Consider the following 26,534-nt stretch of genomic DNA (forward strand, 5'->3'; position numbering starts at 1 on the left):
AGACAACAGGTCTTGTTGAAGTGGAGCAGCGGCGATGGGCGCCCGAGGCTCCTCTCTAACCGGGGGTTCAACATGTCGAAGATCACAATCGCTCTGGAAGCCGCGGTCGCCGCCGTCAGAGCGAACATGCCGGCCGATGGCCAGCCGCAGTCCGCACGTCAACGCGTGCTCGTGGACCGCGCCTTCGCGCAGATCATCAAGCTGATCGCGCCGCGCATCCGCCACTTCATCCGCCAGTACGGTCTGGTCGCCCATTGGGACGACGCCGAGCAGGTATGCGCCATCGCGGTGCACCGCGGCATCCAGGCCTACGATCCCGAAAAGGCGCAGTTCACCACTTTCGTGAACTGGCAGATCCGCGGCGAGCTGCAGAGCCTGCGCTTCCGCCTGATGACCGACCAGCGTCCTTCCGCCAAGAAGGTCGAGGCGGTCACTGTATCGCTCGACGCGATCGCCGGGGGCGAGGACGGCGAGGGTCAGTCGATCGTGGCCTCGATCGAGGACGAGGATGCCCTGGGCCGCACGGAATCGGGCGCTTCGGACTATCTTGCCCGTCAGGCCATGGCCTCGCTGACCGACAGCTATGTCGATCACTTGCGCAACATCGGCGTGGAGCGCATCCGCCGCAAGGCTCAGCCCAAGAAGGCGCCCCGTGCCGAGGCCGGCACGCGCCGCTCGGTCTGGCGCACCGGCAAGTCCATGCTCGATCCCACCGAACTGGCGGAACTGGAAGAGCGCCTGGAGCACAACCGCAAGGTCGTGGAAGGCCGTCTCTTCGAGATGACCGCGCTTGAGACGGCGGACGATGAAAACGGCGTGGCCAAGGAGCGCGTGCGCCAGATCGCCAAGCGCGCCGCCAAGACCATGAGCGACCTGGCCGTGGCCGATCCGCGCTTCACGATGATGGCGGAATACCGCCAGTCGATGCTGGCGCCGGCCGCCGCGCACTGAGCGCGCTGGCGCGACCTGGGGCGCCGCCGCCGGGAAATGCGCGTACCGCGCGTGTCCCGGCCTGATCCAGAGACTTCGCAGCGGCCTTGTAATGCGGGGCCGCTGCACCCCCCGCTCCACCCGGCGCAAGGGGCTTTTTCATCGTTGCCGGGTGTGCTTTGAAGCTGCCAGGAAAATTGGACAGGGCTGAGGGCGAAAACCGGGATCCGGTCGCCTGCGGTTGCGGTCATTATCCTATAATGGACCGCTACTTCGGGAGATCGTGATGAGTGCCTGCCTGTTCGACCCGGTCCGCAAGGACTGGAATTTCGGTCCGCAATCCTGGCGCGCCCGCGCGTTGCTGGGCATGATGGGCGGCGGTCTGCTGCTCGTCGGACATACCGGCACTGCCCATGCCGACGGCCTGCTGGAAACGGCAGTCGGCGCGCCGGAAGGGCTGACCATCAAGGGCGAAGTCCGCGCCCGCGTCGAAGGGATCGACGGACAGTTCCGTCCCACCGCGGCCGAGGACGACGCCATGTTCTCCCTCAAGACCTCGCTCCTGGTCGAATACGATGGCGGGCCCTGGCGGGTCGGCGGCGAACTCTGGGACGCCCGTGCCTATGGCGAGAGGTCCAATTCCTCGGCCGGCACCGGCGAAGTCGATGCACTGGAGATGGTCCAGGCCTATGTCGGGCTGGACTTCGGCATGGGCGGCGGTTCCAAGGCGCAGCTCACGGCGGGTCGCTTCACGATGAACCTGGGATCGCGCCGCCTGGTGGCGCGCCAGTCGTTCCGCAACAGCACCAATGCCTTCACCGGCGTCAATTTCCAGTGGAAGGGCCGCGGCGGAGACCAGCTGACCCTGCTCTGGACGATGCCGCAGCTGCGGCTGCCCGATGATTCCGAAGGCATCCACGACAATTCGGTGAAGCGCGACGAAGAGACCACGGACCTCCAGTTCTATGGCGGCTCGCTGACCAAGGCCGGCGTGTTCGGCGGCTCTCTGGAAGTCTACGGCTATGGCCTGGCGGAACGCGACAGCGCCGACCGGCCGACCCGCAACCGCCACATCTTCACGCCTGGCCTGCGTGCCTATCGCGCGCCGAAGGTTGGCCATCTGGACTACGATGTCGAGGGTGCCTACCAGTTCGGCCGCACCCGGGCGACGACCGCGCCCACCGACCGGACCGACCTCGACGTCTCCGCCTACTTCATCCACGCCGAAGCGGGCAACACCTTCGCCGGCGGATGGAAGCCGCGCGTCTCGCTCGACTTCGACATCGCCAGCGGCGACCGTTCCAAGGCGGGGACCTACAATCGCTTCGACACGCTGTTCGGCGCCCGGCGGTTCGATTTCGGCCCGACCGGGCTTTACGGCGCGGTTGGCCGCTTCAACACGATTTCGGGCGGCGCCCGGCTTGAAGTGAAGCCGGACAAGAAGTCCGACGTGATGGTGATGTACCGCGCGCTCTGGCTGGATTCCAAGACCGATGCCTTTTCCAACACCGGCGTGAAGGACGTGTCCGGACGGAGCGGCAGCTTTGCCGGCAACCAGGTGGAAGCCCGCTATCGGCGCACCCTGATCCCGGACGTGCTGCGGGTCGACACGGGCGTGGCCTATCTCGCCAAGGGCGGCTTCCTCAAGGACGCGCCCAATGCCCCGCAGACCGGCGACACCCGATACGGCTACGTGGATCTCTATTTCGACTTCTGAAGAATAACCGGCGTACCCTGTGGACCTGCCCCGTCCGGCCTCTCTCCTGAGCCGGGCGGGGCATCCCTGGTATCGCGAAAGCCGCCGCCCGAGCATCCGAGATGCGCGGCGGACTTTCGAAAGGCCCGGTCAATCCATCGGCACGAGGCCCGCCGCAAAGGCGATGCGCAACACTTCGGAAAGGCTGCGCACCTGCAGCTTTTCCATCAGCTTGGCGCGGTAGATTTCCACCGTGCGCGGGCTGATGTCGAGCGCATGGGCAATGATCTTGTTCGATTGCCCGTCGATCAGGCCCTTGAGCACATCCAGCTCCCGCGGCGAAAGCTGCTCCAGAAGCGAGATCGCCTTTTCCTTGCGCCGCTCTTCCGCGGTCGAGACGGCCTGCTGGGTGAAAGCGGATTCCACCGCGTTCATCAGCTTGAGATGGTCGCAGGGCTTTTCGATGAAGTCGATCGCACCGAGCTTCATCGCCTGCACTGCCACGGAGACGTCGCCTTCCCCCGTGAGCACGATCGGCACGAAACGGGTCGGCCGCCCGCCCACCGTGCTGAGCACTTGCAGCCCTGACGCCCCCGGCATCTGCAAATCCAGCAACAGGCAGCCCGGCTCCAGCAAGGGCGCCGCTTCCAGGAAGCTGTCCCCGGAATCGAAGCAGCTGATCCGGCTCTCCCCGATCATCGACAGCAGATATTCGAGCGAAGTGCGTACGGCCAGGTCGTCGTCGACGATATAGATGCGCCGCGACGTCATCCTGCCCTGAGCTCCAGCTCGCTGTAGCTGGGCAGCGTGAATTCGACCGCCGCGCCCCCATCGGGGACGTTCCGCAAGGAGAAGCGCCCGCCATGCGCTTCCACGATGCGGCGGCAGATCGACAGACCAAGCCCCATGCCCGTCGTCTTGGTAGACGAAAAGGCCTCGAAGGGGCGGTTTATGATGGCTTCGGGCAAGCCCGGGCCGTTGTCGATAACACTGATCATGATGTGACCATCGTTCAGTTGGCGGGTTGAAAGAGTGATTTCCGGCAGCCTGTCGTTGAGGCCCGCGAGCGCGTCGAAGGCGTTGTTGAGGACGTTCACCAGCACCTGCTGCATTTGGATGCGATCGGCAAGGATGGATGGAGCCACGACACTGGGGCGATAGCTGAGACGGACCCCCGGTACCCGGCTGCGCGAGCGCGCAAGCTGCAGGGTTTCGGCGATCACCTCGTCCAGCGGCTCGGCGCGAATTTCCAGTTCGCCCTTGGAAACGAAGGCGCGCATGCGGCGGATGATGGAGCCGGCGCGCAGCACTTCCTGGCGCGCCAGTTCCAGCATGCAGCGCACCTGCTCGGGATCGCCGCCGCGCGCCATCGCCAGGTCGATGGCGCCCAGCAGATTGGACGTGGCGGTCAGCGGCTGGTTCAGCTCATGCGCCAGGCCGGCGCCCATCTCGCCCATGGCGCTGACCCGCGAGGCGTGGAGCACCTGCTCGCGCAGTTCGTTGAGGCGGGCCTGGGTGGCCATCTGCTCGCGCAAGTTGCGGATGAAGGCGATGGCGATCCGCTCGTTGCCCACATTGGCCGCGCCCACCGCGATTTCGATCGGCAGTTCGTTGCCGTTGCGGTCGAGGCCGGCGGTGATGCTGGTGATGGCGGGATTGCCCTGGCCGGGCAGCGCCGGGTCGGTGGACGGCCGGACATAGCGCGGCAGCAGCAGGCGCACGTCCTTGCCCAGGACTTCGGCCGCGGCATAGCCGAACAGCGTTTCGGCCGTGGTCGAGAACGAGCGGATCTGCCCGCCCCCGTCGATGGTGATCATCGCCTCCGGCACGGTTTCCAGGATCGAGCGCAGTTCCGATTCGCGCGATTTCAGCATTTCGGCATGCTGTTCGCGCTGGGTGGCATCCATCACGATGCCGATCATCGAGACATCGTTCTCGCCCGGGCCGCGGTGGATATGCGCGGTTCCCTCGACGACTTTGACGACGCCTGCCTCCACCGCGACCAGGCGGAAGCCGTAGCGGCCCGCGCTCCAGGCTTCGGGCGGGCCGGGCATGCGGAAGGAGGTTCCGAACGTCTGGCGCAGATGGCGTTTCCATGCGTCGATCCCGCCGTCGAACAGGCCGGGCTCCAGCCCGAACAGGCGCTCGGCATGGCCGTGGAAGACGAAGCGGTCAGTGGCAAGCGACCATTCGAAGATGCCGAGTTCGTGGAGGTCCACCGCCAGCGAGAGGCGCGCGTCGCTGGCGAGCATGGCGTGTTCGGCGCGGGTGCGGGCGGTGATGTCGGTCATGGCATGGACCACCATGGGCGCGATGTCGGAGCGCGGCTGCACGGCCTGGCTGCTGTGCAGGACGCGCAGCATGGTGCCGTCCTTGCGGTAGGCGGTCACTTCGCGCTCCTGCCGGGCGCCGGCGAGCAGCGCCTCGATGTCGCTGGTGGCGATCGGCGGGGTGCCGGTGAGCTTCTGCTGGAAGCGGCCCAGCGCCTGCTCCGAGGTCCAGCCGTAAAGGCGTTCGCAGCCGGCCGACCAGCGCAGGATCCTGCCGTCGACATCGGTGATGGCGACGGGGGCGGAATCGAGGGCGAGGTTCACCGCCCAGCGGGCGCCGCTCTCGCGGGCGATGCGCATCCAGGCCCAGGCGATCAGGCCGCAGGACAGGGCCACCTGGGCCACGGCCTGGACGATCTCGATCATCTCGGCAGAGACCGCGCCCGAGCGCTCGACCCAGAAATGCGCCAGGGCCGAGACGACCGGCAGGGAGACGCAGAGCAGCAGGCAGGCCTGGAGAGTGGCGGAGCCAAACCCGCAATCGGGTTGCCGCGGCCAGGCGCTCTGGCGGCGCAGGGCGATGAGGCCCACCGCGAGCAGGCAGATGGTCACGGCCGTCGGCACGGACATGAGCGCGTGGCGGGTCTCCGGGCCCGGCGTGCTGATGCCTAGCGGCAGGAGCATGCCCGAAATCGCGGCAACGGCGATGGCGATGCAGGCGAAGACCACGGTGAGACGGCGCAGGGCGCGGCGCGAGGAACCGAGGGAGAGGGCGGAAAGAGCCAGCAGCACGAGGCCGAGCGCGGGCAGGACGCCGGGGCGGCCGGGGTAGGGCCGGGTCTGGTGAAGGACGCTGTCCGCAAACAGCAGGCGGTCCATGCCGAGCGAGACGCCTGCCCATTCCTGGATGAGCGAGGAGCATCCTATGACGAGGGGTACGGCCATCGCCCATCGTGCGGCGCTGCGCCGGGAGGCGGCGCCGAGCAGGATACCGATGCCGATGGCGCTGCAGCCCACGGCCGTCAGCGGCTGCATGAGGAAGCCGTCCGTGCCGATTCCGGCAAGGCCCGGCATGCCGAAAGCCCAGCCGCAAAGGACGATGGCGCAGACAAGTTGGGCCGCGAGGACGAGGGCGGGAATGGTCGGTGCCATCCCGACAGGAAGCGACCCGCCCAAGCGCTGCGGCGGTGGATTCAATTCCTGCATTCCGACCCGCTTATTGCGCCTTGCACTTTGGCTTCAAGGCGAACGGGCAAATAGAGCTTTACGCATCTTTGTAAATAGACGGTCGAGATGGCAATCCGGTGCTTTCCGGTGGCAGACGAATAAGCGCTTGATTATCTTTTCTAAAAAAGATGAAGGAAATCGTTAAGTGATTTTCCTTAGTTGCCAGTACCGTTCTCGTTTGCAAGTCCTTCTATGATCGCGCGATTTACCACGATCAAATCGTCGATGGTGTCATGGCCTGTAATGACTTCCGACGTATACTTGTCCACCCACAGACCGATCGAAATGATCCGCGCGCGCAAGTCGTCCGGTAGTTGATTGCCTTGGCCCGCGCACATCGAAGAAAAGGTGGACCAGGCCTGGCGATTGCGGTGAAGCGCGGGCGCAAGCTGTGCGCCGCGCAGGCCGGCATCGCGTGCGGCGATCATTTCGCCGGTGATCTGGCTCATCAGCCGGTATTCATTCCGGCGAGGCGTCGCGGCGATCTGTTGCACGCGTTGGTAGGCATTGAGTGACATGATGGCTCCAGCAAGGACGTCCGCCTCCCTCATATAGGACAAAGACGCGCCGAGCGGTCGCAGCGCGGTCCGTTTTGCGATGCGCCGCAGCGGCATTCCCGATCCGGGACCGCCGAGGAGCCTAGGTCCGTCTTGCCGGAGGCGCCTGGCGATGGCGGGCACCAAAGGGACCCCTGCCCGATCCGCAGGGACGCCGCCGGCCATCGCTGCGCCTAATTTCCATCGCTCCGCACCGCCCCCGGCCCGAGCATCCTATAACTAACGCAGGGCTTCGGCCCCGTAACCTTTTGCGGCCATCAATCGCGGATCTTCTTCATGCTCAACGCCATCGGCCTCGTCGTCATCCTGCTGTGCGTCTTCGGCAGCTTCCTGATGTCGGGCGGTAACATAATGGTCATCGCTCACGCCCTGCCGCACGAAATGCTGGCCATTGCCGGCGCGGCGGTGGGTGCGTTCATCCTCGGCAACTCGATGACCACGGTCAAGAAGACCTGGGCGGGGATCCAGCGCGTCTTCAAGGGCGGACGCTGGACCGAGGTCGACTTCCGCGATCTCCTGGCGCTGCTCTTCACGCTGCTCGCCACTTTCCGCAAGGAAGGCGCGAACTCGATCGAGAAGCATCTCGACGCGCCCGAGGAAAGCAGCATCTTCATGCGCTATCCCCGCCTGCTGGGGGACGAGGGGCTGATCGAGTTCATCTGCGACTACTTGCGCATGATGACCGTCAACTTCGAGGACCCGCACCAGCTGGCCGAGGCGATGGAAGGTGACATCGAGCGCCACCATGCCGAGGAACTGGCCCCGCAGCACGCGCTGCAGATGATGGCCGACGGCCTGCCTGCCCTCGGCATCGTCGCCGCCGTTCTGGGCGTCATCAAGACCATGAGTTCGATCGACCAGCCCACCGAGATCCTCGGCGCGATGATCGGCGGCGCTCTGGTCGGTACGTTCCTGGGCGTGCTGCTGGCCTACTGCCTGGTCGGGCCGATCGCGCAGAAGCTGCAGCAGATCATCGATTCCGATTTCAAGCCCTACCTCATCGTCAAGACCGCGATCGTCGGACACGCGCAGGGCCAGCCGACCGAAGTGGCCATCGAGCTTGCGCGCCGCATGACGCCGTCTCCCTATGCCCCTTCGTTCACGCAGCTCGAGACCGCGCTCGACGAAGTGAAGGATCAGCTCAATGCCAAACCTGCCTGAACCCGTGCCGTTCGAAGAGTTCGGACTGGACGCCGCTGCCGCGGATTTCGCCGGAGAGGACCGCGCGCTGCAACTGCCGGTCCATGGCTCCACCGTGACGGCCGAGGACTTGCGCGTCCGCATGGTCCTGGCCTGCGACTTCGAAGGTGCGATGAACATCGACGCCAGCCGGGTCGAGACGGTGGGCCAGGCCGTGCTGCAACTCCTGGTCGCCGCGCGCGCCGAGGCGCTGGACGCCGGCCACGAATTCGAAATCGTCAATCCCAGCACGGCCTTCGTCGAGCGCGTGCAGGCCTGCGGACTGGCAGAAGCCGTCGGCCTATCTGAAGAGGAATTCCCGTCGTGAGCAAACTCATCCTGACCGTCGACGATTCCGCCTCGATGCGGATGCTTCTGAAGGCCTCGCTGGCCGCGCAGGGCTTCCGCGTGGAAGCGGCCGATGACGGCGAGCACGGCCTCGAGCGCATGCACGAGGTGAAGCCCGACCTGCTCATCACCGATATCAACATGCCCAAGATGGACGGCTTCGAATTGATCGAGGCGGTCCGCTCGGTGCCCGAATTCCGCGGCACGCCGATCCTGGTGCTCTCCACCGAGTTCTCGGACGAGAAGAAGACCCGTGCCCGCGAAGCCGGGGCTACGGGCTGGATCACCAAGCCGTTCGAAGCCGCCAAGCTGGGAGCGGCTGTCCGCCGCGTCTGCCCGTGAGCGACGAACTCGACGAAATCCAGGGCATCTTCTTCGAGGAGTGCGCCGAAGGTCTTGCCGTGGCCGAACAGGGTCTTTCGGCGATGGCCGAAGGCGATGTCTCGTCCGAGACGATCGCCGGCGTGTTCCGCGCCGTCCACTCGATCAAGGGCGGTTCGGGCGCCTTCGGCCATGCCGCGCTGCTCGCTTTCTCGCACCGTTTCGAGAACGTTCTTGACGAAGTGCGCGCCGGCCGCATTCCCGCCAGCGGCGAAGTGACCCAGACCATGCTGGGCGCCTTCGACATCCTCTCGGATCATGTCACGGCGGCACAGGGCGGCACCGAGCCGCCGGCCGACGCAGTCATGCTGGAACAGCTCGACGCGATCCTGGAAAGCAAGGGCGCTGCCTCGCAGGTCTCGCCCGTCGTCGCTGCGCCCCAGCCGGTGGCCGAGCTGGACGATTTCGGCTTCACGCCGGTCGCGGCCGTGATCGACGACTTCGATCCCTTCGGCTTCGAGCCGGTGGCGGTCGAGCTGGACGATTTCGCCTCTCCGGGACCGGTGGAGCCTGCCGGATGGACCGTTCGCTTCGGCCCTTCGCGCGGCGCGCTGGCCAATGGCGGCGAACCGATGCTGGTCATCCGCGAACTGGAAGAGATGGGCGCGGCGGTCACCGCCGTCGATACCGGCGCGCTTCCGGGCCTGCGCGATCTCGATCCCGAGGACAGCTATTTCGTCTGGACCCTGACCCTGCCCGGCAGCGTGGCCGAACAGGACATCCGCGACTGCTTCGACTTCGTGGCCCCGGACTCGCTGATCGAGATCGAGCGTGCCGCCGCCGTGGTGATGGTGGTGGTCGAGGAACCGGCCGCAGAGGACTTCGACGGCTTCGGCGTATTCGAGCCGCTGCCGGTTTCCCTGCCGGATCTTGACCTGGCACCGGCCGAGCCGATGCTGACGCTGGTGCCCGCGGCCGCTGCTCCGGCGGTACCGGCCCCTGTCGTGCAGGCGGCGCCTGCGAAAGCGGCACCGGCCCAGGCCGAAAAGCCCAAGGCGGAAGCCCGCCAGGGCAGCGTCGAAGTGGCGCAGTCGATCCGCGTGGACTTGTCCAAGCTGGACCAGCTGCTCAACCTTGTGGGCGAACTGGTGATCCGCGGGTCGATCCTGTCGGACCGGCTCTCGCCCGCCGACCAGGAACGCGTCGAACTGCCGGAACTCTCGCGCCTGACGCGGCAGATCCAGGACAACGTGATGTCGCTGCGCGCGCAGCCGATCAAGCAGGCCTTCTCGCGCGTGCCGCGCATGCTGCGCGATCTTTCGGCCGAGACCGGCAAGAAGGTCGTGCTCGAAACCATCGGCGAGATGACCGAAGTGGACAAGGGCGTGATCGAGAAGATCGGCGACCCGCTCACGCACATGATCCGCAACGCGGTGGACCACGGCATCGAAAGCGCCGAGGAACGCCTTGCCGCCGGCAAGCCTGCCGAAGGCACGATCCACTTGTCCGCCGAGCAGAAGGGCGCGCGCATCATCGTGCGCGTGCGGGACGACGGGCGCGGCATCAACCGCGAACGCGTACGCGCCAAGGCGATCGAGCGCGGCATCATTTCCGCGGATGCGCCGATTTCCGACGAGGAGATCGACGGCCTGATCTGCGCGCCGGGCTTCTCCACGGCCGAGACGATCTCGAACATCTCGGGCCGGGGCGTGGGCATGGACGTGGTCCGTTCCAACGTCGAGGCCCTGGGCGGCCGCCTGGAGATCAACTCGGTACCGGGCGAGGGCACGACCTTCACGATGGCGCTGCCGCTGACGCTGGCGATCCTCGACGGCATGATCGTGCGCCTGGGCGACCAGCGCTTCGTGCTGCCGCTGGCCAACGTGATCGAAACCGTCCAGCCCGAACCGGGCCAGGTCCAAGCGACTTCGCCCAGCTCCGAAGTGATCGAGCTGCGCGGGCAGTACCTGCCGGTGCGCCGCGTGGGCGAGCTGTTCGGCATGCGGTCCCACCGCGTGCCCGAGGACTCGCTCGTCATCATCGTCGAGAGCGAGACGGCCGGGAACGTCGGCCTCATGGTCGACACGATCGATAACCGCCGCGAAGTCGTGATCAAGAGCCTGGAGGACAACCTCCACCCGATCCGCGGTCTCGGCGGCGCGACCATCCTGGGCGACGGCTCGATCGCGCTGATCCTCGACATCGATGCCCTGGTCGCGCCGACCGGCGGCTCATCCAAGTATGCGCTGAAAGGAATGGCAGCATGAGCACCGAAGATAGCGAACTCGACGAACGCAAGATCGTCACTTTCACCCTGGGCAACCGCCTGTTCGGCATCGACATGCGCTCGCTGATCGAAATCCGCGAGTGGGAAGAACCCACCCCGCTGCCGAGCGTGCCGCCTTATGTGAAGGGCGTGACCAACTTGCGCGGCTCGGTCGTTCCCGTGGTCGGCCTGTCCGAGCGCCTGGGCTGGGCGCCCAGCGAGCTGCATTCGCGCTCGTGCATCCTGGTCGTCACCATCGGCGGGCGCCATGCCGGCTTCCTGGTGGACGAAGTGCAGGACATCGTCGTGATCCAGGGCAGCGAGATCCAGCCCGCGCCCGATGTCGAGATCAACGAGCAGGGCGCCATCGCCGGTCTCGTCAAGATCGAACGCCGCACCCATGATGCCGCGGCCAATGCCGAAGCCATGTGCCTGCTGCTCGACCTCGACGCGCTGAGCCTCACCCGCCAGGTGCCGGACTTCGCGTAATGACCGTGCTGGCTTCCCCTGAAGCGACGAGCGGCAGCGCGTTGGGCGGCACGGCCGAGCTGCGTCCCGCCCAGTTCCGCGACATTGCCGCGATCATGCAGCGAGAGGCGCGCATCCATCTGGTCGAGGCCAAGATGACGCTCGTCCACTCGCGGCTGAGCCGCCGCTTGCGCGAGCATGGGCTGACGAGCTTCGTGGACTACGTCGCGCTGGTCCAGCGCGACGCCGGGGAACGCCACGCCATGGTGGTGGCGCTGACCACCAACCACACGCATTTCTTCCGCGAGAACCACCACTTCGACCACTTGCGCCGCGACGTCCTGCCCAAGCTGCAGGACCGTGCGCGCAAGGGCGAGAAAGTGCGGATCTGGTCCGCCGGTTGCTCCAGCGGCGAGGAAGTCTATTCGATCGCCATGTGCCTGGCAGGAGACGGGCCGACCAGCGCGGCCTGGCTCCAGCAGGGCGACGTGCGCCTGCTCGCCACCGACATCGCCCCGCATGTCGTGCAGTCCGTGCAGGAGGCGCGCTATTCGGCGGCCACGGTCGAGCCGGTTCCCGAGACCTATCGTCGGCGCTGGATGCGGGCCGAAGCGAACGGCGACCATGTCGTGGCCGATCCGCTGCGCGAGCTGGTGGCGGCGCGGGTGCTCAACTTGTTCGAGCCCTGGCCGATGCGCCGCAAGTACGACGTGATTTTCTGTCGCAACGTGATGATCTACTTCGACGATACCGCCAAGGCCGAACTGGAGGCGCGCTTCGTCGAGATGCTGGCGCCCGGCGGCTATCTCTACATCGGCCATTCGGAGCGCCTGATCGGCCCCGCCACCCGGCTGATGAAGCCGGCGGGGCAGACGATCTACGTCCGCAACGACGGAGGCGCGGCATGACCCTGGCGCCTGAAAAGACGCGCGTCCTGATCGTGGACGACAGCGCCGCCATGCGCGCGCTGCTGAACAAGTTGCTGAGCCACGACCCCGCCATCGAAGTGGTCGGCATGGCGCCTGAGCCCCATGCCGCGCGCGAGATGATCAAGTCGCTCAATCCCGACGTGGTCACGCTCGACATCGAGATGCCCGGGATGGACGGACTGTCTTTCCTCGAACGCATCATGCGCCTGCGGCCGATGCCGGTGGTCATGTGCTCCACCCTGACGGCGCGCGGCACCGAGGCGACCATCGAGGCCATGCGCCTGGGGGCCGTGGACTGCATCGCCAAGCCTTCCGGCAACCCGCTGGAGATCGCGCAGGACGGGGCGCTGCTGCGCAAGATCGTCAAGGCCGCGGCCCGTTCGTCGGTGCGCCGCACGGCCAGCCCGCCTACCCCGGTCAATGCCGCGCAGGGAACCTTGCGCGACGTCGTTATCGCGGTGGGCGCCTCGACCGGCGGGGTGGAAGCCCTGTTCTCGATCATCGGCGCCCTGCCGCCCGATTGCCCGCCGGTCATGGTGGTGCAGCACATGCCCGCGATCTTCACCGGCAGCTTCGCCACGCGGCTCGACAAGACCGCGCGGGTGCAGGTGGTGGAGGCCCAGAACGGCATGAACTTGCGCCGGGGCACGGTCTATCTCGCGCCCGGCGGCGGCCAGCACATGGAGCTGCTGGGCGGCACCAGCGGGCAGGTGAAGCTGGTGGCCGGCGACACGGTCAGCGGACACCGGCCTTCGGTGGACGTGCTGTTCCGTTCGGTCGCACGGCTCGGCTCGCGCGCGGTGGGGGTGATCCTCACCGGCATGGGTTCGGACGGCGCGATGGGCCTCAAGGCCATGCGCGACGCCGGCGCCCGCACGCTCGGGCAGAACCGCGATACTTGCGTGGTCTACGGAATGCCCCGCGCTGCCTTCGAGGCGGGCGCGGTGGAGAAGGAATTGAGTTTGTCCGCCATGCCCGAGGGAATCCTCGGCGCGTGTCGGAGGTAAATGGAGCGGTTCATGCCGGCAGCGTCTGCAATAAAAGTAATGGTGGTCGACGATCAGACGTCCATGCGCGCGATGATCCGTCGCACGCTACAGGATCTGGGTTTCAAGGACATTCGCGACAAGGGCGGCGCGGTGGAAGCACTCGCCTCCATCAAGACCGACCGGGTCCATCTGGTGATCTCGGACTACAACATGCCCGAAATGGACGGCCTGGAATTCCTGGAAGCCGTCCGCAACGATCCGGTGATCGGCAAGACCGTGTTCATCATGCTCACGGGTTCCGCCGACAAGGAAGTGGTCCAGAAAGCCGCGGCCCTGGGCGTGAACAACTATGTCGTGAAGCCTTTCGCGCCGGCGGCGCTGAAGGAAAAGATCGAACGCGTCTTCGGCGAACTGGTCTGAACGCCATGCGCCGCGTTGCCATCGTCCAGGGTGAATATCATGTGGTCAACCAGTCCGGCGTCGTCATCTCGACGCTGCTGGGCTCGTGCGTCGCGGCCTGCCTGCAGGACCCCGTCGCGCGGGTGGGCGGCATGAACCATTTCCTGCTGGGTGAGCCGGGCGCCGATGCGCCGGTGAACCCGGCGGACATGCAGCGCTACGGCGTCCATGCGATGGAACTGCTCATCAACGCACTGATGAAGCGCGGCGCGCAGCGTTCGCGTCTGCGCGGCCACCTTTACGGCGGGGCGAACATCGTCGCCGGGCTGGGCGGGATCGGCACCAAGAACGGCCAGTTCGCGCGCAACTTCATGCAGACCGAAGGCATTGCGCTCGATCACAGCGACCTTGGCGGCACGCAAGCCCGCAAGGTGGAATTCATGCCTTACGAGGGCAGGGTGCGCGCGACGCTGGTGATGGACCAGCCGCTGCCGCCCGTCGTCCGTCCCAAGCCCATGCCGGTCTTCCAGCCGACCGGCGAACTGGAGCTGTTCTGATGGAACGGGCGGACATTCAGGGGGAAGCAATGACAATCGAATCCGAGGGACTCGGGACGGAACGGGGCACGGCACTGGGCACGGAACCGGGCCAGGGTCCGGCGGCCCCGCTCTGGCAGGCCCTGGCCCGCGAGATGCGCGTGGCCCGCGAACTGCTGGAACAGCTGGCCGGCGTACTGGTGAACGACGAGCGCTTCGTGCTGGACTATATCGACCAGCTCCAGGCCTTCGACCTGATCGCCCAGCATGTGGATGAAAGCGCCGCGCTGCTCGACCGCGTGGCCGGCGGGCAGAGCCCCGGCGAGGCGATCGGCCAGGTGCGGCTGAGCGTCATGCAGGACCGGCTTCGCGCCGCCCTGGACTGAGGAATTCAAAGCGTGGCACGGGGCAACGAAGATCATCCCACGATCGTCATCCGCAAGGTCAAGAAGCATGCGCACGCCGGTCATCACGGCGGTGCGTGGAAGGTCGCCTATGCCGACTTCGTGACCGCGATGATGGCCTTCTTCATGCTGCTCTGGCTGCTGGCCAACCCGGACAAGGAGCAGCTCAAGGGCCTGGCGGAATACTTCTCGCCCAATGCCGACCGGTCTTCGCCGGCGACGACGCTGACCAACCAGCCCGGCTCGCAGCCGGGGCTCGGCGGGCACAGCCGCCGCAACCAGTCGGCCGACAACCGGGCCGTGGGCCAGCCTTCCGCCGAAGCCGGCACCAAGGGTGCGGCGCGCGGCGGCACGGCCGATGTGCCCGAGGCGGCGCTGCGCGTCATGGCGCAAGAGATGCAGCTCTCGCTCGATCCGCCTGTCGATCCCAGCGAGGGCAAGCGCAGCGTCGATGTGGAGCCTTCGCGCGACGGCTTCCGCATCCACCTGATGGACAACGCCAACCGCTCGATGTTCAAGGGCCCGACCGCCCAGCTCAACGACTATGCCCGCAACCTGCTGGGCCGTATCGCTCGCAAGCTGGCCGGTACCGGCGCCCAGGTCGCCATCGAAGGACATACGGACAGCACCGGCGGGCAGAGCGAGGCCAACTGGAACCTCTCCGCGCAGCGCGCCCTTTCGGCCCGCGCGGCCCTGGTCGCCTCCGGCCTGCCGGCTGATCGTTTCTCCGAAGTGGTGGCCAAGGCCGGGACCGAGCCGGTCTATCCCGACCGCCCGGACCGCCCGGAAAACCGCCGCATCACCATCGTCGTCATGGCCGAACCTTCTGCGCTGCCGCAGGATGCGAGCTTCAAGTTCTGAGAGTCAGCATAAAAAATGGCTCGCATTTTTAGAACGGCACCGATTGGGGCCTGGGCCGGTGCCGCAAAATGCGCCTTCGGCGTATTTTCAGATAAACGAGACTGGAGACTATCGTGATCAAGCGGATCGTGATCGGCCTTGTCGCGCTGATCGCCGGCACCGGTGTCGGCATTGGCGGCGCCTATGCGGCCCGGCATTTCCTGCCGCAGGTCATGCCCGACCTTGGCCCTGTCCGGGTCGAGACCGAATTCGTGCCCACGGGCACCATCCTTGCCCCGCTGACATTCCCGGATGGCCGCCTGTCGGGCTACGTCTCGTTCGAGTGCCAGATCGAAGTCGACAAGGGCAAGGCCGAGGATGTGACCGGCCAGCTGCCGCTGCTGCTCAATGCCGTGAACATGCGCACGTATCGCACGCCGCTGGCCAGCGGGCCGGACGGCATGATCCCCGGCGTGGAGGCCTTCCGCCGGGTGGTGATGGACGCCGCCGTGGAAGTCTACGGCAAGGATCTCGTCCACCGCGTGGTGGTCACGCAGGCCTCGCCGGTCTGAGCGGGGCGGGGGAGAAAGACGCGATGCCCTTGTCATCGTCCGCCATGCCGCAGCCTGCGGGGGCCGTCCCGTCATCGTCGCCGGTGCCGCCGCGCGTTGCGCGCGGGCCGCGGGTCACGACGATCCTGCTCATCGGCAAGCTCGCCAGCCATTCGGGCGAGACGATCTGCCGCATCCGCAACATCTCGGACAACGGCTTCATGGCCGAAGTCCACGGTGCTTTCGCCGTGGACCAGAAGGTCGAGGCGACGCTCAAGGCCGGAGACGTGCTGCGCGGCAAAGTCCGCTGGTCGCTCAATGGCCGGATCGGCGTGGAGTTCGACGCGCCGGTCGACGTTGCGGGACTGCTCGGTCATGTCGCCAATCGCATCGGTCCCGAGGGCATTGCGCGCGGGCCGCGCTTCGACGTCGATTGCGGCGCCGAGCTGCTGGCTGCGCACCAGCGCCACGACGTCCGCCTGATCGACCTTTCGCAGGGAGGCGCACGCCTGGTCGCGGAAGTGCAGATCGCGCGCGACAGCATCGTCAGGCTCACTCTTCCGGGCCTGGGCGAACGCGAAGCCGCGGTGCGCTGGGTGGGAGAGGGCGCCTATGGCCTCTCTTTCCTGGAACCCTTGCCCTTTGCGGACTTCGGCCCCTGGCTGATGAACCGCGTGCTGCGCTACGGCGCCTGATGACAAAAGGGGCGCGGCAGGCCTGATCCTGCCGCGCCCCCTTCAGGCGAACCGGACGGCGAAGGGCCGCTACCCGGGCACCCCGAAACTCTTCACCAGCGACCCGGCGATCAGCGCCCAGCCGTCCACCAGCACGAAGAAGATGATCTTCATCGGCAGCGAGATCGTAGCCGGGGGCAGCATCATCATGCCCATGGCCATGAGCACGGCGGCCACTGCCAGGTCGATCACCAGGAACGGCAGCAGCAGCAGGAAGCCGATCTCGAAAGCGCGGCGCAGTTCGGAGATCATGAAAGCGGGCATCAGCGTCGTCATCGGCAGTTCCGCGCGCGATGCGGGCACTTTGCCGGAGAGCTGGACGAACAGCTTCACGTCGTCGTCCCGGACCTGCTTGAGCATGAAAGTGTGGAACGGCTTGCTGGCACGTTCCAGCGCCTGGGTCTCGTTGATGCGGCCCTGGTTGTAGGGGACCATGCCCTCTTTCCAGGCTGCATCGAACGTCGGGGCCATGACGAAGAACGACAGGAACAGCGCCAGGCTGATGATGACCGGGTTGGGCGGCACGCCCTGGGCGCCAAGGCCCGAGCGCAGCAGCGAAAGGGCAACGATGATGCGCGTGAACGAGGTGACCGTCATCAGGATGCCGGGCGCCAGGCTCAGCACCGTCATCAGCAGGACGAGCTGGATCACCCTTCCGGACATCGCGCCTTCGCCAAGGGCGCCGGCGGCCTTCTGGGCCATGGCGGCTTCGGGCAACACGGCAAGAATTGCCGCCCCGCACAGCGCGGCGGCAATGGCATAGCGTTTATGCATCGACAGGGGCTTTCGGTGTACTTTTCGGGGAGACCGGGCCGATGCACGGCGCGGAATCGAGCATGACGACGCCTTCGGGCGAGATCAGCAGGCTGATCTCGCGGTAATCGCGGCGGATGAGGACGACCGAGCGGCGGGGATCGATGGCAAGGCGCTCGATCAGTTCCAGCCGGCGATCGGGACGAGCCTGGCCCATGCCGGCAAAAAGCCGGCCGTTCAGCCACTTCTGCGGCAGTTTCAGGTCATAGCGGCGCACCACCCAGAGCGCGCCGACCAGCATGCCGAGCACCACGCCCAATGCGCCGATGGTGCGCAGCAGAGAGAGAAAATCCATCCTCTCAGCGCTCGCGTTCGACGACCTTGGTGATCTCCAGCGACATCACCTCGCCGTTCACCAGGATCTTGCCTTCTGCCACCAGCTGGTCGTTCACATAGACGCGGGTGGGATCGTTGTGCCCGCAATCGAGCGGGATCATTGCGCCGCGGCTCATCTTGAGAACCTGCCGGATGGGGATGCTGGTCGATCCGAGTACGATCGACATGTCGATGGGAATGCCTTCGAGAACGGACATGACGCGTCTCCTTTCAAGCCTGCTTATAGGAATTATTTTATAGGAGCATGCCGCCGCTAGGCAAAAAATGCCTATAAGGATGCTGACTGCCGCAAGGGGCAGGGCAGGAGCTGTGTTGATGGAACTTCAGAACTCGATCGGCGTCTCGGCATCGGGCCTTCGCGCCCAGTCGCTGAGAATGCGCGTGATCGCGGAAAACCTGGCGAACTCGGATTCCGTGGCGAAGACGCCCGATGCCGATCCCTATCGCCGCCGGGTCGCCACCTTCACTGCCGAAGTCGACCGTGCCAGCGGTGCCACCCAGGTCGCCGTCAAGTCGATCGAAGGCGACAAGAGCCAGTTCGGGCGCGTCTACCAGCCGGGTAGCCCGGCCGCCGACGCGCAGGGCTATGTCAGCCAGCCTAACGTCAACCCGCTGATCGAGGCTGCCGACATGAAGGCAGCGCAGCGGTCCTACGAAGCCAACCTCAATGCGATCGAATCCGCGCGCGGCATGACCATGCGCACTATCGACCTGCTCAAGTAAGGAACATCTCCATGGCAATCGGAGCACTCGACGCCGCGGCCGCCTATGGCCGCGCGATGAAGACGGCTGGGCCGTCGGTCGGTGGTAGCGGGGGCGGCCTCGCCGGCCTCGGCGACATGGCCGGAGGCCTGTCCGGCGCGGTATCCGGCGCCGGCGGCAACTTCGGCACCATGGTGGAATCCATGGTGACCGACGCCTCGTCCTCGCTGCGCACCGCCGAGGCGGAAAGCGCCAAGCAAGTGGCCGGCAAGGGCGATCTGATCGACGTCGTCACCGCCATCGGCGCAGCGGAAAGCGCGCTCGACACCGTGGTGGCCGTGCGCGACCGCGTGGTCAGCGCCTATTCCGACATCATGCGGATGCAGATCTAGACGACCGCGCAGTGGCGGCGCCGGCCGGGACGGAATCCCGGCCTGCAACCGCCACATCCTGCCGCCACATCCTGCAAACGCCACATCCTTCCACCGAAAGACAGACGGCAGTCATGACCTCACCCGAAGCCATCGAGATCGCGCGCGCGGCGCTGGTGCTGGTGCTGACCATCGCCGGCCCCATGCTGATCGCCGCGCTGATCGTCGGCGTCGCCATCGGCCTGCTTCAGGCCCTTACCCAGGTGCAGGAAATGACCCTGACATTCGTGCCCAAGATCCTGGTCCTGGGCGTGGTCATGCTGGTTTCGCTGCCCATGATCGGCCATGCCCTCGGCGCCTTCATGGACCGCATCGCCGACGCCATCGTCACCGGCTGACACCATGGCCGGCGCATCCCTCGACATGGTGACCCTGGCGGCGCTGCCGATCGATGCGGCGACGTTCCTGATCCTGTTCTGCCGGGTGGGTGCGGTGATCATGCTGCTGCCGGCCTTCTCCGAAGATTCGGTGCCGCCGCAGATCCGGCTGGTGATGTCGCTGGGCTTCACGGTCGGCCTTTACGGCATGCTCCAGGGCCAGGTCGCGCCGGCGGTGAAGTCGGACGTTTCGCTGCCGCTCCTGGTGATCGGCGAAGTGCTGGTGGGCATCGCGATGGGCATGATCGTGAAGATCCTGTTCAGCGCGGCCGCCGTCGCCGGATCGATTGCCAGCCTGCAGGTCGGCCTGGCCTCCGCGCTCGTGGCCGACCCCTCGATGGGCGGGCAGTCTCCGCTGCTCTCGCGCCTGTTCGGGATCGCGGCGGTGATCGTCTGCATGAGCCTGGGCGTCCACCACTTGTGGATCGCCTCGATCTTCCAGTCCTATTCGGTGTTCCCGGTAGGCGGACTGCCACCCGCCGCGCAGTTCGCCGATCTTGCGGTGAAAGTCACCGGCCAGTCGCTGGCGCTGGGCGTCAGCCTGGCCGCGCCGCTGATCCTCTATGGCGCGCTGTTCAACGTCGGCCTCGGCCTGGCCGCCCGCGTGGCGCCGTCGATCCAGGTCTTCTTCATCACCCAGCCCCTCAACCTGCTGCTCGGCATCTCTTTGCTGGCGATGACTCTCGGCACGATGCTGACGGCCTTCGCGAACGCCATGGGTGCCTTCATGCAGAACGGATGGAGCCTCTAGCGCCATGGCCGAGAGCGACAAGGACCAGCGGACTCACGAGCCGACCCAGAAGAAGCTCGACGATGCCCGCAAGCGCGGCGAAGTGGCGATGGCGCCGGAAGTGCGCCACGCCACGATGATGGCCGGCGCGCTGATCGTCACGGGCTGGGTCGGCATTTCCGCGATCCGCCATCTCGGCATGATGTTGACCCGCCTCTGGGGCAGCGCCGAGGACTATCCGCTCGATCCCGATGGCGCGCAGAACCTGATGACCGGGGTGGCGCGCCATTTCATGCTCTCGATGCTGCCGGTGTTCGGCGTGCTGTTCGCCTGCGCGGTGGCCACGATGTTCCTTCAGGGCCGCGCCACGCTGAGCTGGTCGCGCCTGAAGCCGAAGTGGTCCAAGCTCAACCCGGCCAGCGGGATGAAGCGCATCTTCGGCATGCGCGCGCTGGTGGAATTCGGCAAGACCCTGGCCAAGTTCAGCGCCATCGGCCTGGTGGTCTTCCTGGTGCTGAAGCCCCGCGTGACCGGGTTGGACCAGTTGGTCGGCTTCGCGCCGGGCGCGATCGGCGCCGCGGCGGGAACGCTGGCATACGAGGCGATCCGCGCAGTGCTGATGCTGGTCATGGCCCTGGCCCTGTTCGACTTCATCTATCAGCGCCGCGCTTTCATGAAGCGCATGATGATGACGTTCCAGGAAGTGAAGGACGAGCACAAGCAGAGCGACGGCGATCCCAAGATCAAGGCCAAGATCCGTCAGATCCAGATGCAGCGTTCGCGCAAACGCATGATGGCCGCGGTGCCCGAGGCCAGCGTCATCATCACCAATCCGACGCACTACGCCATCGCGCTGAAGTACGACCACGGTGCCATGGCCGCGCCGGTGGTGGTGGCCAAGGGCGTGGACGCCATTGCCCTGCGCATCCGCGAGATCGCCACCGAATCCAGGGTGCCGATCGTCGAGAGCCCGCCGCTCGCCCGCGCGCTCTACGCCGCCGTCGACATCGACCGGCCGATCCCGATCGAGCACTACGCCGCCGTGGCCGAGATCATCGGCTACGTCATGCGCCTGGCGCGCACGGGCAGCGGCGCCGGTGCGGCTCGGAAATACCCGTGAAAATCCCTGCCGCAGCCGCCGCCAGCCGCCTCTTTCTTCCTATAAGGACAGTGATGCCCAAGCCTTTCAAATCGAGGATGCAAGGTCCGCGTCTCGCCATGATGGCAGGCCTGGTGGCACTTGCTTCGGCGCTGGCGCCCACGGCGGCTTTCGCCGGGCCCCAGCCGCGCATCAAGGACATCGTCGATGTCGAGAACGTGCGGTCGAACCAGTTGGTCGGCTACGGTCTCGTCGTCGGCCTCCAGGGCACCGGCGACCGCATCCGCAACGTTCCCTTCACCGAAGAGACCTTGCAGGCCATGCTGGAGCGCATGGGCGTGAACATTCGCGGCACGCAGATGCTGACGCAGAACGTGGCCGCCGTGACGGTGACCGCGACCATGCCGGCCTTCGCCCGCGCGGGTTCCACCATCGACGTGCAGGTCTCCGCGCTCGGCGATTCCACCAGCCTGCAGGGCGGCATCCTGCTGGTTTCCTCGCTCCGCGCGCTCGATGGCGAGATCTACGCCGTGGCGCAGGGCCCCGTCGCGGTATCCGGCTTCAAGGCGCAGGGCGCGGCGGCCAAGCTCAGCCGCGGCGTGATGACCACCGCGCGCATCGCCGGCGGCGCCATCATCGAGCGCGAGGTTCCCTATGACTTGCGCTCCGCCCAGACGCTGAAACTGGCGCTGAAGAATCCCGATTTCACCACCGCCCGCCAGATCGCCGCGACCATCAATCGCGAGGCGCCCGGCGCGGCCCAGGTGCTCGACCCCGGCACCGTGGAGATCAACCCGGCCGGCGGCTCGGTGATCGATCTCATCACCCGTGTCGAGAACCTGCCGGTACAAGTGGACCAGCCCGCGCGCATCGTCATCAACGAAGCCGCCGGCACCGTGGTCATGGGCGCGGACGTGCGCGTCAGCCCCGTTGCCATCGCGCAGGGCGGGCTGACCATCAGCGTCACCGAGACGCCGATCGTCTCGCAGCCCGCGCCGTTCTCCAGCGGCCAGACCACCGTGGTGCCGCGCACCAACGTCCAGGCGGACGACGGCAGCGGCGCCTCGCTGGCGGTGCTGAACGGCGGCACTTCGCTCCAGACCCTGGTTGCCGGGCTCAATGCCCTGGGCGTCAGCCCGCGCGACCTCATCACCATCCTGCAGGCGCTGCGCACGGCGGGCGCGCTGCAGGCCGAAATAGCGGTACAGTAAAGATGGCAGATCCGATTCTTGCTTCGCTTCCTTCCCGTCCCGCGGTCCAGACGCCGGATCGCAGCCCCGCCAAAGTGGCGCGCGATTTCGAAGGCGTCTTCGCAGGGCAGATCACCAAGATCATGCTGGAGACCGTCGAGCAGGGCGAGGATTTCAACGGCGGCCACGGCGAGGAAATGTTCCGCGGCGTCCTGGCCGAGCAGATCGGCACCCAGATCGCCAAGGGCAAGGGCCTGGGCATCGCCTCGGCCGTGGAAGCGCAGATCATCCGTTTGCAGGGAGGCAATGGCCATGCCCAATGAGCTGATCGAGATCATGACCTCGCTCTCGATGGTCATGCGCGAGGAGACCGAGCGTCTCGAAGGCCGCGAGCGCGCGCTCGAACTGGCCGAACTGGCGGCGGCGAAGACGCGGCTGGTGGGGTCGCTGGAAGAAGTCCTGGCGCGGCGCAACCGGCTCGACCCGGAATGGACCGAGCAGATGGACGACGAGACGCGCGAGCGCCTGGCCGAAGCCCTGGGCGAACTGCGCGCGGCCTCGCTGGTGAACTCGGCCCTGCTGGAGCGCCAGATCGAACTCTCGATGGAAATGATGGGCGCCATCGCCAACGAGGCCAAGCGTCTCTCTGGCAACCGCACTTATACCTATGGTTCCAAAGGCGACATCGCGCGCCTCGACCTGACCACGCCCATCTCGTTCAACAGCGAATACTGACCGGCAAGGCCCGGCGGGGGACCAGCGGTCTCTCGCCGGGCTTTTCCTGGAGTCAGGGCTAGACCTTGTGCCAGCACCGGCACGCACGGCTGCCTTCCGGCCGCGCGGAAGCTGCGGCACGCGGCCTTCGCGGGATGGAAGTTCCGGGGCATGGCTCCGACGGTCCAGAAAGCGCACGACCCTTCACGCGCTTCCATTGCGTTCCAACGGGACGCCCCCTGGCAATCCCGGCCAAACGCCTCTCATGCGGAATTCGGACCCGCCCCGTGCGACATCACGGGCGGCGATGCGCGCCGATCAACAGGCCAGCGGAACCGTCAGGCCCCCCGCCAGGAGGGCGGCGGTCTCGTCGGCCGGTGCCGGGCGGCCGAACAGGTAGCCCTGGCCGAACGTGCAGCCCAGATCGGCGAGATAGCGTGCCTGCTGCTCGGTTTCGATCCCTTCGGCCGTCACGGGCATGGCAAGGCTCTGGCCGAGATCCACGACCACTTTCACCAGCTTGCGCCCGGCATCGCTGTCGAGCGACTGGACGAGCGTGCGGTCGATCTTGATCATGTCCAGCGGGATCTTGCACATGCGGCTGAGGCTGGCATAGCCCGAGCCGAAGTCGTCGAGCGCCACCTTGATGCCCGCCTCGCGCAAGGCGGCAACGGTGGCCTGGGCAGCGGCGACGTCGTGCATCACTGCATTCTCGGTGATCTCCACCGTCAGCCTGTCGGGCCTGAGTCCGCTTGCGAAGACGATCCGCAGCAGCCGTGAGGCGATGTGCGGTTCGCAGACCTGCCATGGCGACATATTGAGCGCGAGGCCGGTGCCGCCGCCCCACTCGTGCGCATCGCGGCAGGACTGGCGGAACATCGCATAAAGCAGGTCATCGTTGAGGCCCACGTCCTCGGCGATCGGCAGGAAGCTGTCCGGGGCAAGCAGGCCGCGCTGCGGATGTCGCCATCGCACCAGGGCCTCGAAGCGGACCACCCGGCGCGAGGCGAGCGCGACGATGGGCTGGTAATAGGGCACGAGTTCGCCGCGCAGCAGGCCGCCGCGCAAGTCCTCTTCCAGCGAGGCCCGCTCGGCCAGGCTGGCGAACATCTCGGGTGAAAAGCGCCGGGCGCAATCGCCGCCTGCATCCTTGGCATGAGTGAGGGCGATCGAGGCGCCGCGCAGCAGTTCCTCCGCGGGGATTGTTCCCGCGTGGTCCGTGGCGATGCCGATGGAGGCGGTCAGGTGTACCATGTGGCGGCCGAGGCTGACCGGTTCGCCGATCGCTTCCAGCAACTGCGCGGCGAGGCGCTCGGCAGGGATCTCGGATGCGGTGATGCCTGATGCCGCGCCGGGCCGATCTTCGGGCAGGAAGCAGGCGAATTCGTCGGCACCGAGATGGATGACATGCGAGCGGCGCAGGACGCGGCGGCAGCGCTCGTGAACGATGTCGATCAGGAAGTCGCCGGTAGCAGGGCCGCAGAGATCGTTGATGAGCTTGAAACGGTCGAGATTGACCATCAGCAGCGAGACGGCCCGCGGTGGCATGGCCCGTGTGAAAGGCGCGCTTTCAGAGAGAGCGCTGCCGTCGGGAGGACGGGCTCCATCGGGCGCCCGGAGGCGGGCGAGGGCGTGCGAGACCAGTGTCAGCGGCGGAACGCGCGCGGCGGAGAAGCCCGCCGGGTCGGCCGTGGATCGCGGCGGGGGCCGCTTTCCATTCGGCTTGAACAGTTTAGGTATGCGCATCGTGCCTTCCGGGGGGTCTGACACATACCATTATATGGGGCCGGTCGGGACTATGGGCCCGGCCTCATGTCAATTGCTGTTACTATTCGAACACGGCCGCCAGGACCGTGGCCAGATTGGCCGGATCCAGCTCGTCTATGGCGACTTCGAGATCGGGGTTCTCGCTGTAGCCGAGCATCCGTCCATGACGGTCGAGCGTGACCGAGAGGACGCGCAGCCCTTCGGTTTCCGTCACCACGGCAAGGCCGCCGGCAGAGGGGAAGCGGTCGGGATCGACGATCAGGACCGAGCGTCCGGGAAGCCCTGCACCGAGCGTGGCCCGGCCCAGGCGCAGGCCATAGGCGCGCGGCCCGGCATTGCGCGGCGCTTCGACCTGGGCACCGGCCGGCGTGAGGGCGATCAGTCCATCGGCCAGGGGGCTGCCGAAGACGGGCACGAGGCGAACGGAGGGGTGCTCCGCCACCATGGTATCGCCGCCGGCATCTTCCGCCAGGGCTTCCGCAGCGCGGCGCCTGCCGGCACCGCGTTCCAGCATGGGGCGCTCGCTCATGGCGCGGCCCAGGGAAGGACGATCGAGCGGCGGACGATCCAGCAGCGGATGCGGCACGGCGCGTGCGATGCCTTGCGCGCGAGACGGGCCGTGCAGTTCGTCGCGCAGGGCGGCGATGCGACCGCGGGACTTGGCGATCCGCAGTTCCGGGTTCGCCACGAGCGGCAGCACCGGGTCCAGGTCTCCGCGCTGATGCGCCTCGGTGACGATGGCGATCAGTTCGCCGTCGTCCGCAGCCGCGAACAGCCTGCGCAGGGAAGCACGGACTTCCTCGTTCCAGCGATCGAAAGGCTTCAGGGCATTCTCGATACGCGACAGGATAACCGGAGCGATCCCATATTCGTGTTCGAGAGCGGCGATCGTCAGGGCATCGTCCGCCGCGCGGCGTGTGCGCAGGGCCGCCGCCAGCAGCACGGCGAAACGCTCGGCAGCGGGATCGACACGGTCGCTGCCATGGAGCGGATCCGCCCAGGCCGAGATGTCGAAATCCGGATCGTCGATGTCGATCAGGAGTTCGCCGGCATCGATGCCGAGGGCGGCCGCGATATCACGCAGCTCTCCGGCACGCGCAAAGATCTCTCCCCTCTCGATCTTCGAAAGGCGAATATAGGTGATCGTCGGAAGCTTCTCCGACAACTCTAGCAGCGATCCAATATTCAGCTGCTTGCGAAATTTCCGGATGCGGTTCGGAAAGACGAGTGTTCGATATGCATCGATCTCGATTGCGGTCGGCGCCGTGGCAAGCGCCTTCCCAGTCCGCTTCTGCGATCCAAGCGGTTTTTGGGTCATTGAAGCTCTTATCTGGCTATGAATGAGGAATTTGTTCCACGGAACGCCCACTTGGTCAATAATCCATTATGTATATCGTACCAAAGTGGGTCGGATTGTCGTGACCGGCAATAACTTCCACCAGTTGCCTTCCTATTTTGCACCATAATGGCTAGTCTTGTGGTGTTTCCCGGAAATTTCAGCTTCGTTGCAGGAAAAACTTTCCTATCAAGTGTCGCTTGTCCAGGAGGCGTCCTCGTCCCGCAAAGGCAGAGTTAAAAAGCTGAAATACAAATAGTTTCGCTTTTGAACGTGCTGCGGCTTATCCAGTTCCCTCCTATCAGAATCGCTTCGTCGATTTTTTAGGATAAGGCAGGGGTAGATTGAAGGCAGGCTGAACGAACCCGCCTGATCGGCGATTCGCCTGCAGAGGG

At 66.3% G+C, this 26,534-nt stretch carries 31 protein-coding genes; 23 read left to right on the forward strand and 8 right to left on the reverse strand.

The window, feature by feature from the left end; all coding sequences use genetic code 11:
- Nucleotides 1-72 precede the first annotated feature (72 nt).
- Nucleotides 73-951 carry a sigma-70 family RNA polymerase sigma factor gene (locus EDF57_RS09740; RefSeq protein ID WP_134094037.1) on the forward strand — a complete coding sequence of 293 codons (879 nt, stop codon included), beginning with the start codon at nt 73-75 and terminating at the stop codon, nt 949-951.
- A 265-nt stretch (nt 952-1,216) separates the two neighbouring features.
- Nucleotides 1,217-2,647, forward strand: a complete 1,431-nt coding sequence (locus EDF57_RS09745) for an alginate export family protein (protein ID WP_134094038.1) — start codon at nt 1,217-1,219, stop codon at nt 2,645-2,647.
- Between the two features lie 129 nt (nt 2,648-2,776).
- Here the strand turns inward: EDF57_RS09745 and EDF57_RS09750 are convergent, their stop codons facing one another.
- The 3 genes from EDF57_RS09750 to flaF form a co-directional block, all read right to left on the reverse strand.
- Nucleotides 2,777-3,397, reverse strand: coding sequence for a response regulator (locus tag EDF57_RS09750; protein WP_132268609.1), 621 nt, complete (start codon nt 3,395-3,397; stop codon nt 2,777-2,779).
- A complete protein-coding gene (locus EDF57_RS09755) occupies nt 3,394-6,048 on the reverse strand; it encodes a PAS domain S-box protein (RefSeq protein ID WP_134094039.1) in 2,655 nt (884 codons plus the stop codon). The genes EDF57_RS09750 and EDF57_RS09755 overlap by 4 nt, the downstream gene beginning before the upstream one ends.
- Nucleotides 6,049-6,278: 230 nt before the next feature.
- On the reverse strand, nt 6,279-6,737 hold the full coding sequence (gene flaF, locus EDF57_RS09760; RefSeq protein WP_347876948.1) for a flagellar biosynthesis regulator FlaF: 459 nt from the start codon (nt 6,735-6,737) through the stop codon (nt 6,279-6,281).
- Nucleotides 6,738-6,956: 219 nt separating this feature from the next.
- On the opposite strand from flaF, the gene motA reads away from it, so the two are divergent.
- The 13 genes from motA (at nt 6,957) to EDF57_RS09825 (ending at nt 16,605) form a co-directional block, all read left to right on the forward strand.
- Complete coding sequence (gene motA, locus EDF57_RS09765; RefSeq protein ID WP_021233049.1) at nt 6,957-7,841, forward strand: flagellar motor stator protein MotA; 885 nt, start codon at nt 6,957-6,959, stop codon at nt 7,839-7,841.
- On the forward strand, nt 7,825-8,187 hold the full coding sequence (locus EDF57_RS09770; protein WP_134094040.1) for an STAS domain-containing protein: 363 nt from the start codon (nt 7,825-7,827) through the stop codon (nt 8,185-8,187). The genes motA and EDF57_RS09770 overlap by 17 nt, the downstream gene beginning before the upstream one ends.
- Nucleotides 8,184-8,549 carry a response regulator gene (locus EDF57_RS09775; RefSeq protein ID WP_132268615.1) on the forward strand — a complete coding sequence of 122 codons (366 nt, stop codon included), beginning with the start codon at nt 8,184-8,186 and terminating at the stop codon, nt 8,547-8,549. The genes EDF57_RS09770 and EDF57_RS09775 overlap by 4 nt, the downstream gene beginning before the upstream one ends.
- Complete coding sequence (locus EDF57_RS09780; protein ID WP_134094041.1) at nt 8,546-10,795, forward strand: chemotaxis protein CheA; 2,250 nt, start codon at nt 8,546-8,548, stop codon at nt 10,793-10,795. The genes EDF57_RS09775 and EDF57_RS09780 overlap by 4 nt, the downstream gene beginning before the upstream one ends.
- Complete coding sequence (locus EDF57_RS09785; RefSeq protein ID WP_132268618.1) at nt 10,792-11,283, forward strand: chemotaxis protein CheW; 492 nt, start codon at nt 10,792-10,794, stop codon at nt 11,281-11,283. The genes EDF57_RS09780 and EDF57_RS09785 overlap by 4 nt, the downstream gene beginning before the upstream one ends.
- On the forward strand, nt 11,283-12,170 hold the full coding sequence (locus EDF57_RS09790) for a CheR family methyltransferase (protein WP_132268620.1): 888 nt from the start codon (nt 11,283-11,285) through the stop codon (nt 12,168-12,170). Before EDF57_RS09785 ends, EDF57_RS09790 begins: the two co-directional genes overlap by 1 nt.
- Nucleotides 12,167-13,198, forward strand: a complete 1,032-nt coding sequence (locus EDF57_RS09795) for a chemotaxis response regulator protein-glutamate methylesterase (RefSeq protein WP_134094042.1) — start codon at nt 12,167-12,169, stop codon at nt 13,196-13,198. The genes EDF57_RS09790 and EDF57_RS09795 overlap by 4 nt, the downstream gene beginning before the upstream one ends.
- A 12-nt stretch (nt 13,199-13,210) precedes the next feature.
- On the forward strand, nt 13,211-13,600 hold the full coding sequence (locus EDF57_RS09800; protein ID WP_207913048.1) for a response regulator: 390 nt from the start codon (nt 13,211-13,213) through the stop codon (nt 13,598-13,600).
- Nucleotides 13,601-13,605: 5 nt separating this feature from the next.
- The gene (locus EDF57_RS09805; protein ID WP_132268626.1) at nt 13,606-14,136 is read left to right on the forward strand and encodes a chemotaxis protein CheD; all 531 of its coding nucleotides are present in this window, start codon (nt 13,606-13,608) and stop codon (nt 14,134-14,136) included.
- A gap of 29 nt (nt 14,137-14,165) precedes the next feature.
- On the forward strand, nt 14,166-14,501 hold the full coding sequence (locus EDF57_RS09810) for a hypothetical protein (protein WP_243840983.1): 336 nt from the start codon (nt 14,166-14,168) through the stop codon (nt 14,499-14,501).
- Between the two features lie 12 nt (nt 14,502-14,513).
- Entirely contained in the window at nt 14,514-15,380 is an 867-nt protein-coding gene (locus EDF57_RS09815; RefSeq protein WP_132268628.1) for a flagellar motor protein MotB, read from the forward strand.
- Between the two features lie 113 nt (nt 15,381-15,493).
- Nucleotides 15,494-15,931, forward strand: coding sequence for a hypothetical protein (locus EDF57_RS09820; RefSeq protein ID WP_314463893.1), 438 nt, complete (start codon nt 15,494-15,496; stop codon nt 15,929-15,931).
- Between the two features lie 83 nt (nt 15,932-16,014).
- Nucleotides 16,015-16,605 carry a PilZ domain-containing protein gene (locus EDF57_RS09825; protein ID WP_166675225.1) on the forward strand — a complete coding sequence of 197 codons (591 nt, stop codon included), beginning with the start codon at nt 16,015-16,017 and terminating at the stop codon, nt 16,603-16,605.
- A gap of 69 nt (nt 16,606-16,674) precedes the next feature.
- On the opposite strand, the gene fliP is transcribed toward EDF57_RS09825, so the two are convergent.
- The 3 genes from fliP to EDF57_RS09840 are packed head-to-tail and all read right to left on the reverse strand — an operon-like array spanning nt 16,675 to nt 17,990.
- The gene (gene fliP, locus EDF57_RS09830) at nt 16,675-17,418 is read right to left on the reverse strand and encodes a flagellar type III secretion system pore protein FliP (RefSeq protein ID WP_134094043.1); all 744 of its coding nucleotides are present in this window, start codon (nt 17,416-17,418) and stop codon (nt 16,675-16,677) included.
- Nucleotides 17,411-17,752, reverse strand: a complete 342-nt coding sequence (locus tag EDF57_RS09835) for a flagellar biosynthetic protein FliO (protein WP_134094044.1) — start codon at nt 17,750-17,752, stop codon at nt 17,411-17,413. The genes fliP and EDF57_RS09835 overlap by 8 nt, the downstream gene beginning before the upstream one ends.
- Before the next feature lie 4 nt (nt 17,753-17,756).
- On the reverse strand, nt 17,757-17,990 hold the full coding sequence (locus tag EDF57_RS09840) for a FliM/FliN family flagellar motor switch protein (protein WP_132268634.1): 234 nt from the start codon (nt 17,988-17,990) through the stop codon (nt 17,757-17,759).
- 118 nt (nt 17,991-18,108) lie between these two features.
- On the opposite strand from EDF57_RS09840, the gene flgC reads away from it, so the two are divergent.
- From flgC to EDF57_RS09880, 8 genes are all read left to right on the forward strand, one after another.
- Entirely contained in the window at nt 18,109-18,516 is a 408-nt protein-coding gene (gene flgC / locus EDF57_RS09845) for a flagellar basal body rod protein FlgC (RefSeq protein ID WP_132268636.1), read from the forward strand.
- Between the two features lie 11 nt (nt 18,517-18,527).
- Nucleotides 18,528-18,887 carry a flagellar hook-basal body complex protein FliE gene (locus EDF57_RS09850; protein ID WP_132268638.1) on the forward strand — a complete coding sequence of 120 codons (360 nt, stop codon included), beginning with the start codon at nt 18,528-18,530 and terminating at the stop codon, nt 18,885-18,887.
- Nucleotides 18,888-19,000: 113 nt separating this feature from the next.
- Nucleotides 19,001-19,264 (forward strand): flagellar biosynthetic protein FliQ, encoded by a 264-nt coding sequence (locus tag EDF57_RS09855; protein WP_132268639.1) that lies wholly within the window; start codon nt 19,001-19,003, stop codon nt 19,262-19,264.
- Between the two features lie 4 nt (nt 19,265-19,268).
- The gene (gene fliR, locus EDF57_RS09860; RefSeq protein ID WP_132268641.1) at nt 19,269-20,054 is read left to right on the forward strand and encodes a flagellar biosynthetic protein FliR; all 786 of its coding nucleotides are present in this window, start codon (nt 19,269-19,271) and stop codon (nt 20,052-20,054) included.
- Between the two features lie 4 nt (nt 20,055-20,058).
- Entirely contained in the window at nt 20,059-21,153 is a 1,095-nt protein-coding gene (gene flhB / locus EDF57_RS09865; RefSeq protein WP_132268643.1) for a flagellar biosynthesis protein FlhB, read from the forward strand.
- 98 nt (nt 21,154-21,251) lie between these two features.
- On the forward strand, nt 21,252-22,343 hold the full coding sequence (locus EDF57_RS09870) for a flagellar basal body P-ring protein FlgI (RefSeq protein ID WP_243840993.1): 1,092 nt from the start codon (nt 21,252-21,254) through the stop codon (nt 22,341-22,343).
- Between the two features lie 2 nt (nt 22,344-22,345).
- Nucleotides 22,346-22,645, forward strand: coding sequence for a rod-binding protein (locus EDF57_RS09875; RefSeq protein ID WP_134094046.1), 300 nt, complete (start codon nt 22,346-22,348; stop codon nt 22,643-22,645).
- A complete protein-coding gene (locus EDF57_RS09880) occupies nt 22,635-23,057 on the forward strand; it encodes a flagellar biosynthesis protein FlgN (RefSeq protein ID WP_132268648.1) in 423 nt (140 codons plus the stop codon). Before EDF57_RS09875 ends, EDF57_RS09880 begins: the two co-directional genes overlap by 11 nt.
- 297 nt (nt 23,058-23,354) lie before the next feature.
- On the opposite strand, the gene EDF57_RS09885 is transcribed toward EDF57_RS09880, so the two are convergent.
- Nucleotides 23,355-24,584 (reverse strand): bifunctional diguanylate cyclase/phosphodiesterase, encoded by a 1,230-nt coding sequence (locus EDF57_RS09885; protein ID WP_166675226.1) that lies wholly within the window; start codon nt 24,582-24,584, stop codon nt 23,355-23,357.
- Between the two features lie 280 nt (nt 24,585-24,864).
- A complete protein-coding gene (locus EDF57_RS09890) occupies nt 24,865-25,968 on the reverse strand; it encodes an XRE family transcriptional regulator (protein ID WP_243840984.1) in 1,104 nt (367 codons plus the stop codon).
- Between the last annotated feature and the right edge of the window lie 566 nt (nt 25,969-26,534).

Origin of the sequence: Novosphingobium sp. PhB55 (assembly GCF_004368805.1) — a bacterium.
Classification (GTDB): Bacteria; Pseudomonadota; Alphaproteobacteria; order Sphingomonadales; family Sphingomonadaceae; genus Novosphingobium.

Excerpts from the sequence above, each read along its gene's own strand:
- flgC (WP_132268636.1), top strand. The coding sequence starts at position 18,109 with ATGGAACTTCAGAACTCGATCGGCGTCTCGGCATCGGGCCTTCGCGCC.
- EDF57_RS09840 (WP_132268634.1), bottom strand. The coding sequence starts at position 17,990 with ATGTCCGTTCTCGAAGGCATTCCCATCGACATGTCGATCGTACTCGGA.
- EDF57_RS09835 (WP_134094044.1), bottom strand. The coding sequence starts at position 17,752 with ATGGATTTTCTCTCTCTGCTGCGCACCATCGGCGCATTGGGCGTGGTG.
- EDF57_RS09855 (WP_132268639.1), top strand. The coding sequence starts at position 19,001 with ATGACCTCACCCGAAGCCATCGAGATCGCGCGCGCGGCGCTGGTGCTG.
- EDF57_RS09795 (WP_134094042.1), top strand. The coding sequence starts at position 12,167 with ATGACCCTGGCGCCTGAAAAGACGCGCGTCCTGATCGTGGACGACAGC.
- EDF57_RS09850 (WP_132268638.1), top strand. The coding sequence starts at position 18,528 with ATGGCAATCGGAGCACTCGACGCCGCGGCCGCCTATGGCCGCGCGATG.
- EDF57_RS09745 (WP_134094038.1), top strand. The coding sequence starts at position 1,217 with ATGAGTGCCTGCCTGTTCGACCCGGTCCGCAAGGACTGGAATTTCGGT.
- EDF57_RS09750 (WP_132268609.1), bottom strand. The coding sequence starts at position 3,397 with ATGACGTCGCGGCGCATCTATATCGTCGACGACGACCTGGCCGTACGC.
- EDF57_RS09810 (WP_243840983.1), top strand. The coding sequence starts at position 14,166 with ATGACAATCGAATCCGAGGGACTCGGGACGGAACGGGGCACGGCACTG.
- motA (WP_021233049.1), top strand. The coding sequence starts at position 6,957 with ATGCTCAACGCCATCGGCCTCGTCGTCATCCTGCTGTGCGTCTTCGGC.
- fliP (WP_134094043.1), bottom strand. The coding sequence starts at position 17,418 with ATGCATAAACGCTATGCCATTGCCGCCGCGCTGTGCGGGGCGGCAATT.
- EDF57_RS09805 (WP_132268626.1), top strand. The coding sequence starts at position 13,606 with ATGCGCCGCGTTGCCATCGTCCAGGGTGAATATCATGTGGTCAACCAG.
- flhB (WP_132268643.1), top strand. The coding sequence starts at position 20,059 with ATGGCCGAGAGCGACAAGGACCAGCGGACTCACGAGCCGACCCAGAAG.
- EDF57_RS09785 (WP_132268618.1), top strand. The coding sequence starts at position 10,792 with ATGAGCACCGAAGATAGCGAACTCGACGAACGCAAGATCGTCACTTTC.
- EDF57_RS09755 (WP_134094039.1), bottom strand. The coding sequence starts at position 6,048 with ATGGCACCGACCATTCCCGCCCTCGTCCTCGCGGCCCAACTTGTCTGC.
- EDF57_RS09870 (WP_243840993.1), top strand. The coding sequence starts at position 21,252 with ATGATGGCAGGCCTGGTGGCACTTGCTTCGGCGCTGGCGCCCACGGCG.
- EDF57_RS09770 (WP_134094040.1), top strand. The coding sequence starts at position 7,825 with ATGCCAAACCTGCCTGAACCCGTGCCGTTCGAAGAGTTCGGACTGGAC.
- EDF57_RS09885 (WP_166675226.1), bottom strand. The coding sequence starts at position 24,584 with ATGCCACCGCGGGCCGTCTCGCTGCTGATGGTCAATCTCGACCGTTTC.
- EDF57_RS09800 (WP_207913048.1), top strand. The coding sequence starts at position 13,211 with ATGCCGGCAGCGTCTGCAATAAAAGTAATGGTGGTCGACGATCAGACG.
- flaF (WP_347876948.1), bottom strand. The coding sequence starts at position 6,737 with ATGCCGCTGCGGCGCATCGCAAAACGGACCGCGCTGCGACCGCTCGGC.
- fliR (WP_132268641.1), top strand. The coding sequence starts at position 19,269 with ATGGCCGGCGCATCCCTCGACATGGTGACCCTGGCGGCGCTGCCGATC.
- EDF57_RS09790 (WP_132268620.1), top strand. The coding sequence starts at position 11,283 with ATGACCGTGCTGGCTTCCCCTGAAGCGACGAGCGGCAGCGCGTTGGGC.
- EDF57_RS09740 (WP_134094037.1), top strand. The coding sequence starts at position 73 with ATGTCGAAGATCACAATCGCTCTGGAAGCCGCGGTCGCCGCCGTCAGA.
- EDF57_RS09880 (WP_132268648.1), top strand. The coding sequence starts at position 22,635 with ATGCCCAATGAGCTGATCGAGATCATGACCTCGCTCTCGATGGTCATG.
- EDF57_RS09875 (WP_134094046.1), top strand. The coding sequence starts at position 22,346 with ATGGCAGATCCGATTCTTGCTTCGCTTCCTTCCCGTCCCGCGGTCCAG.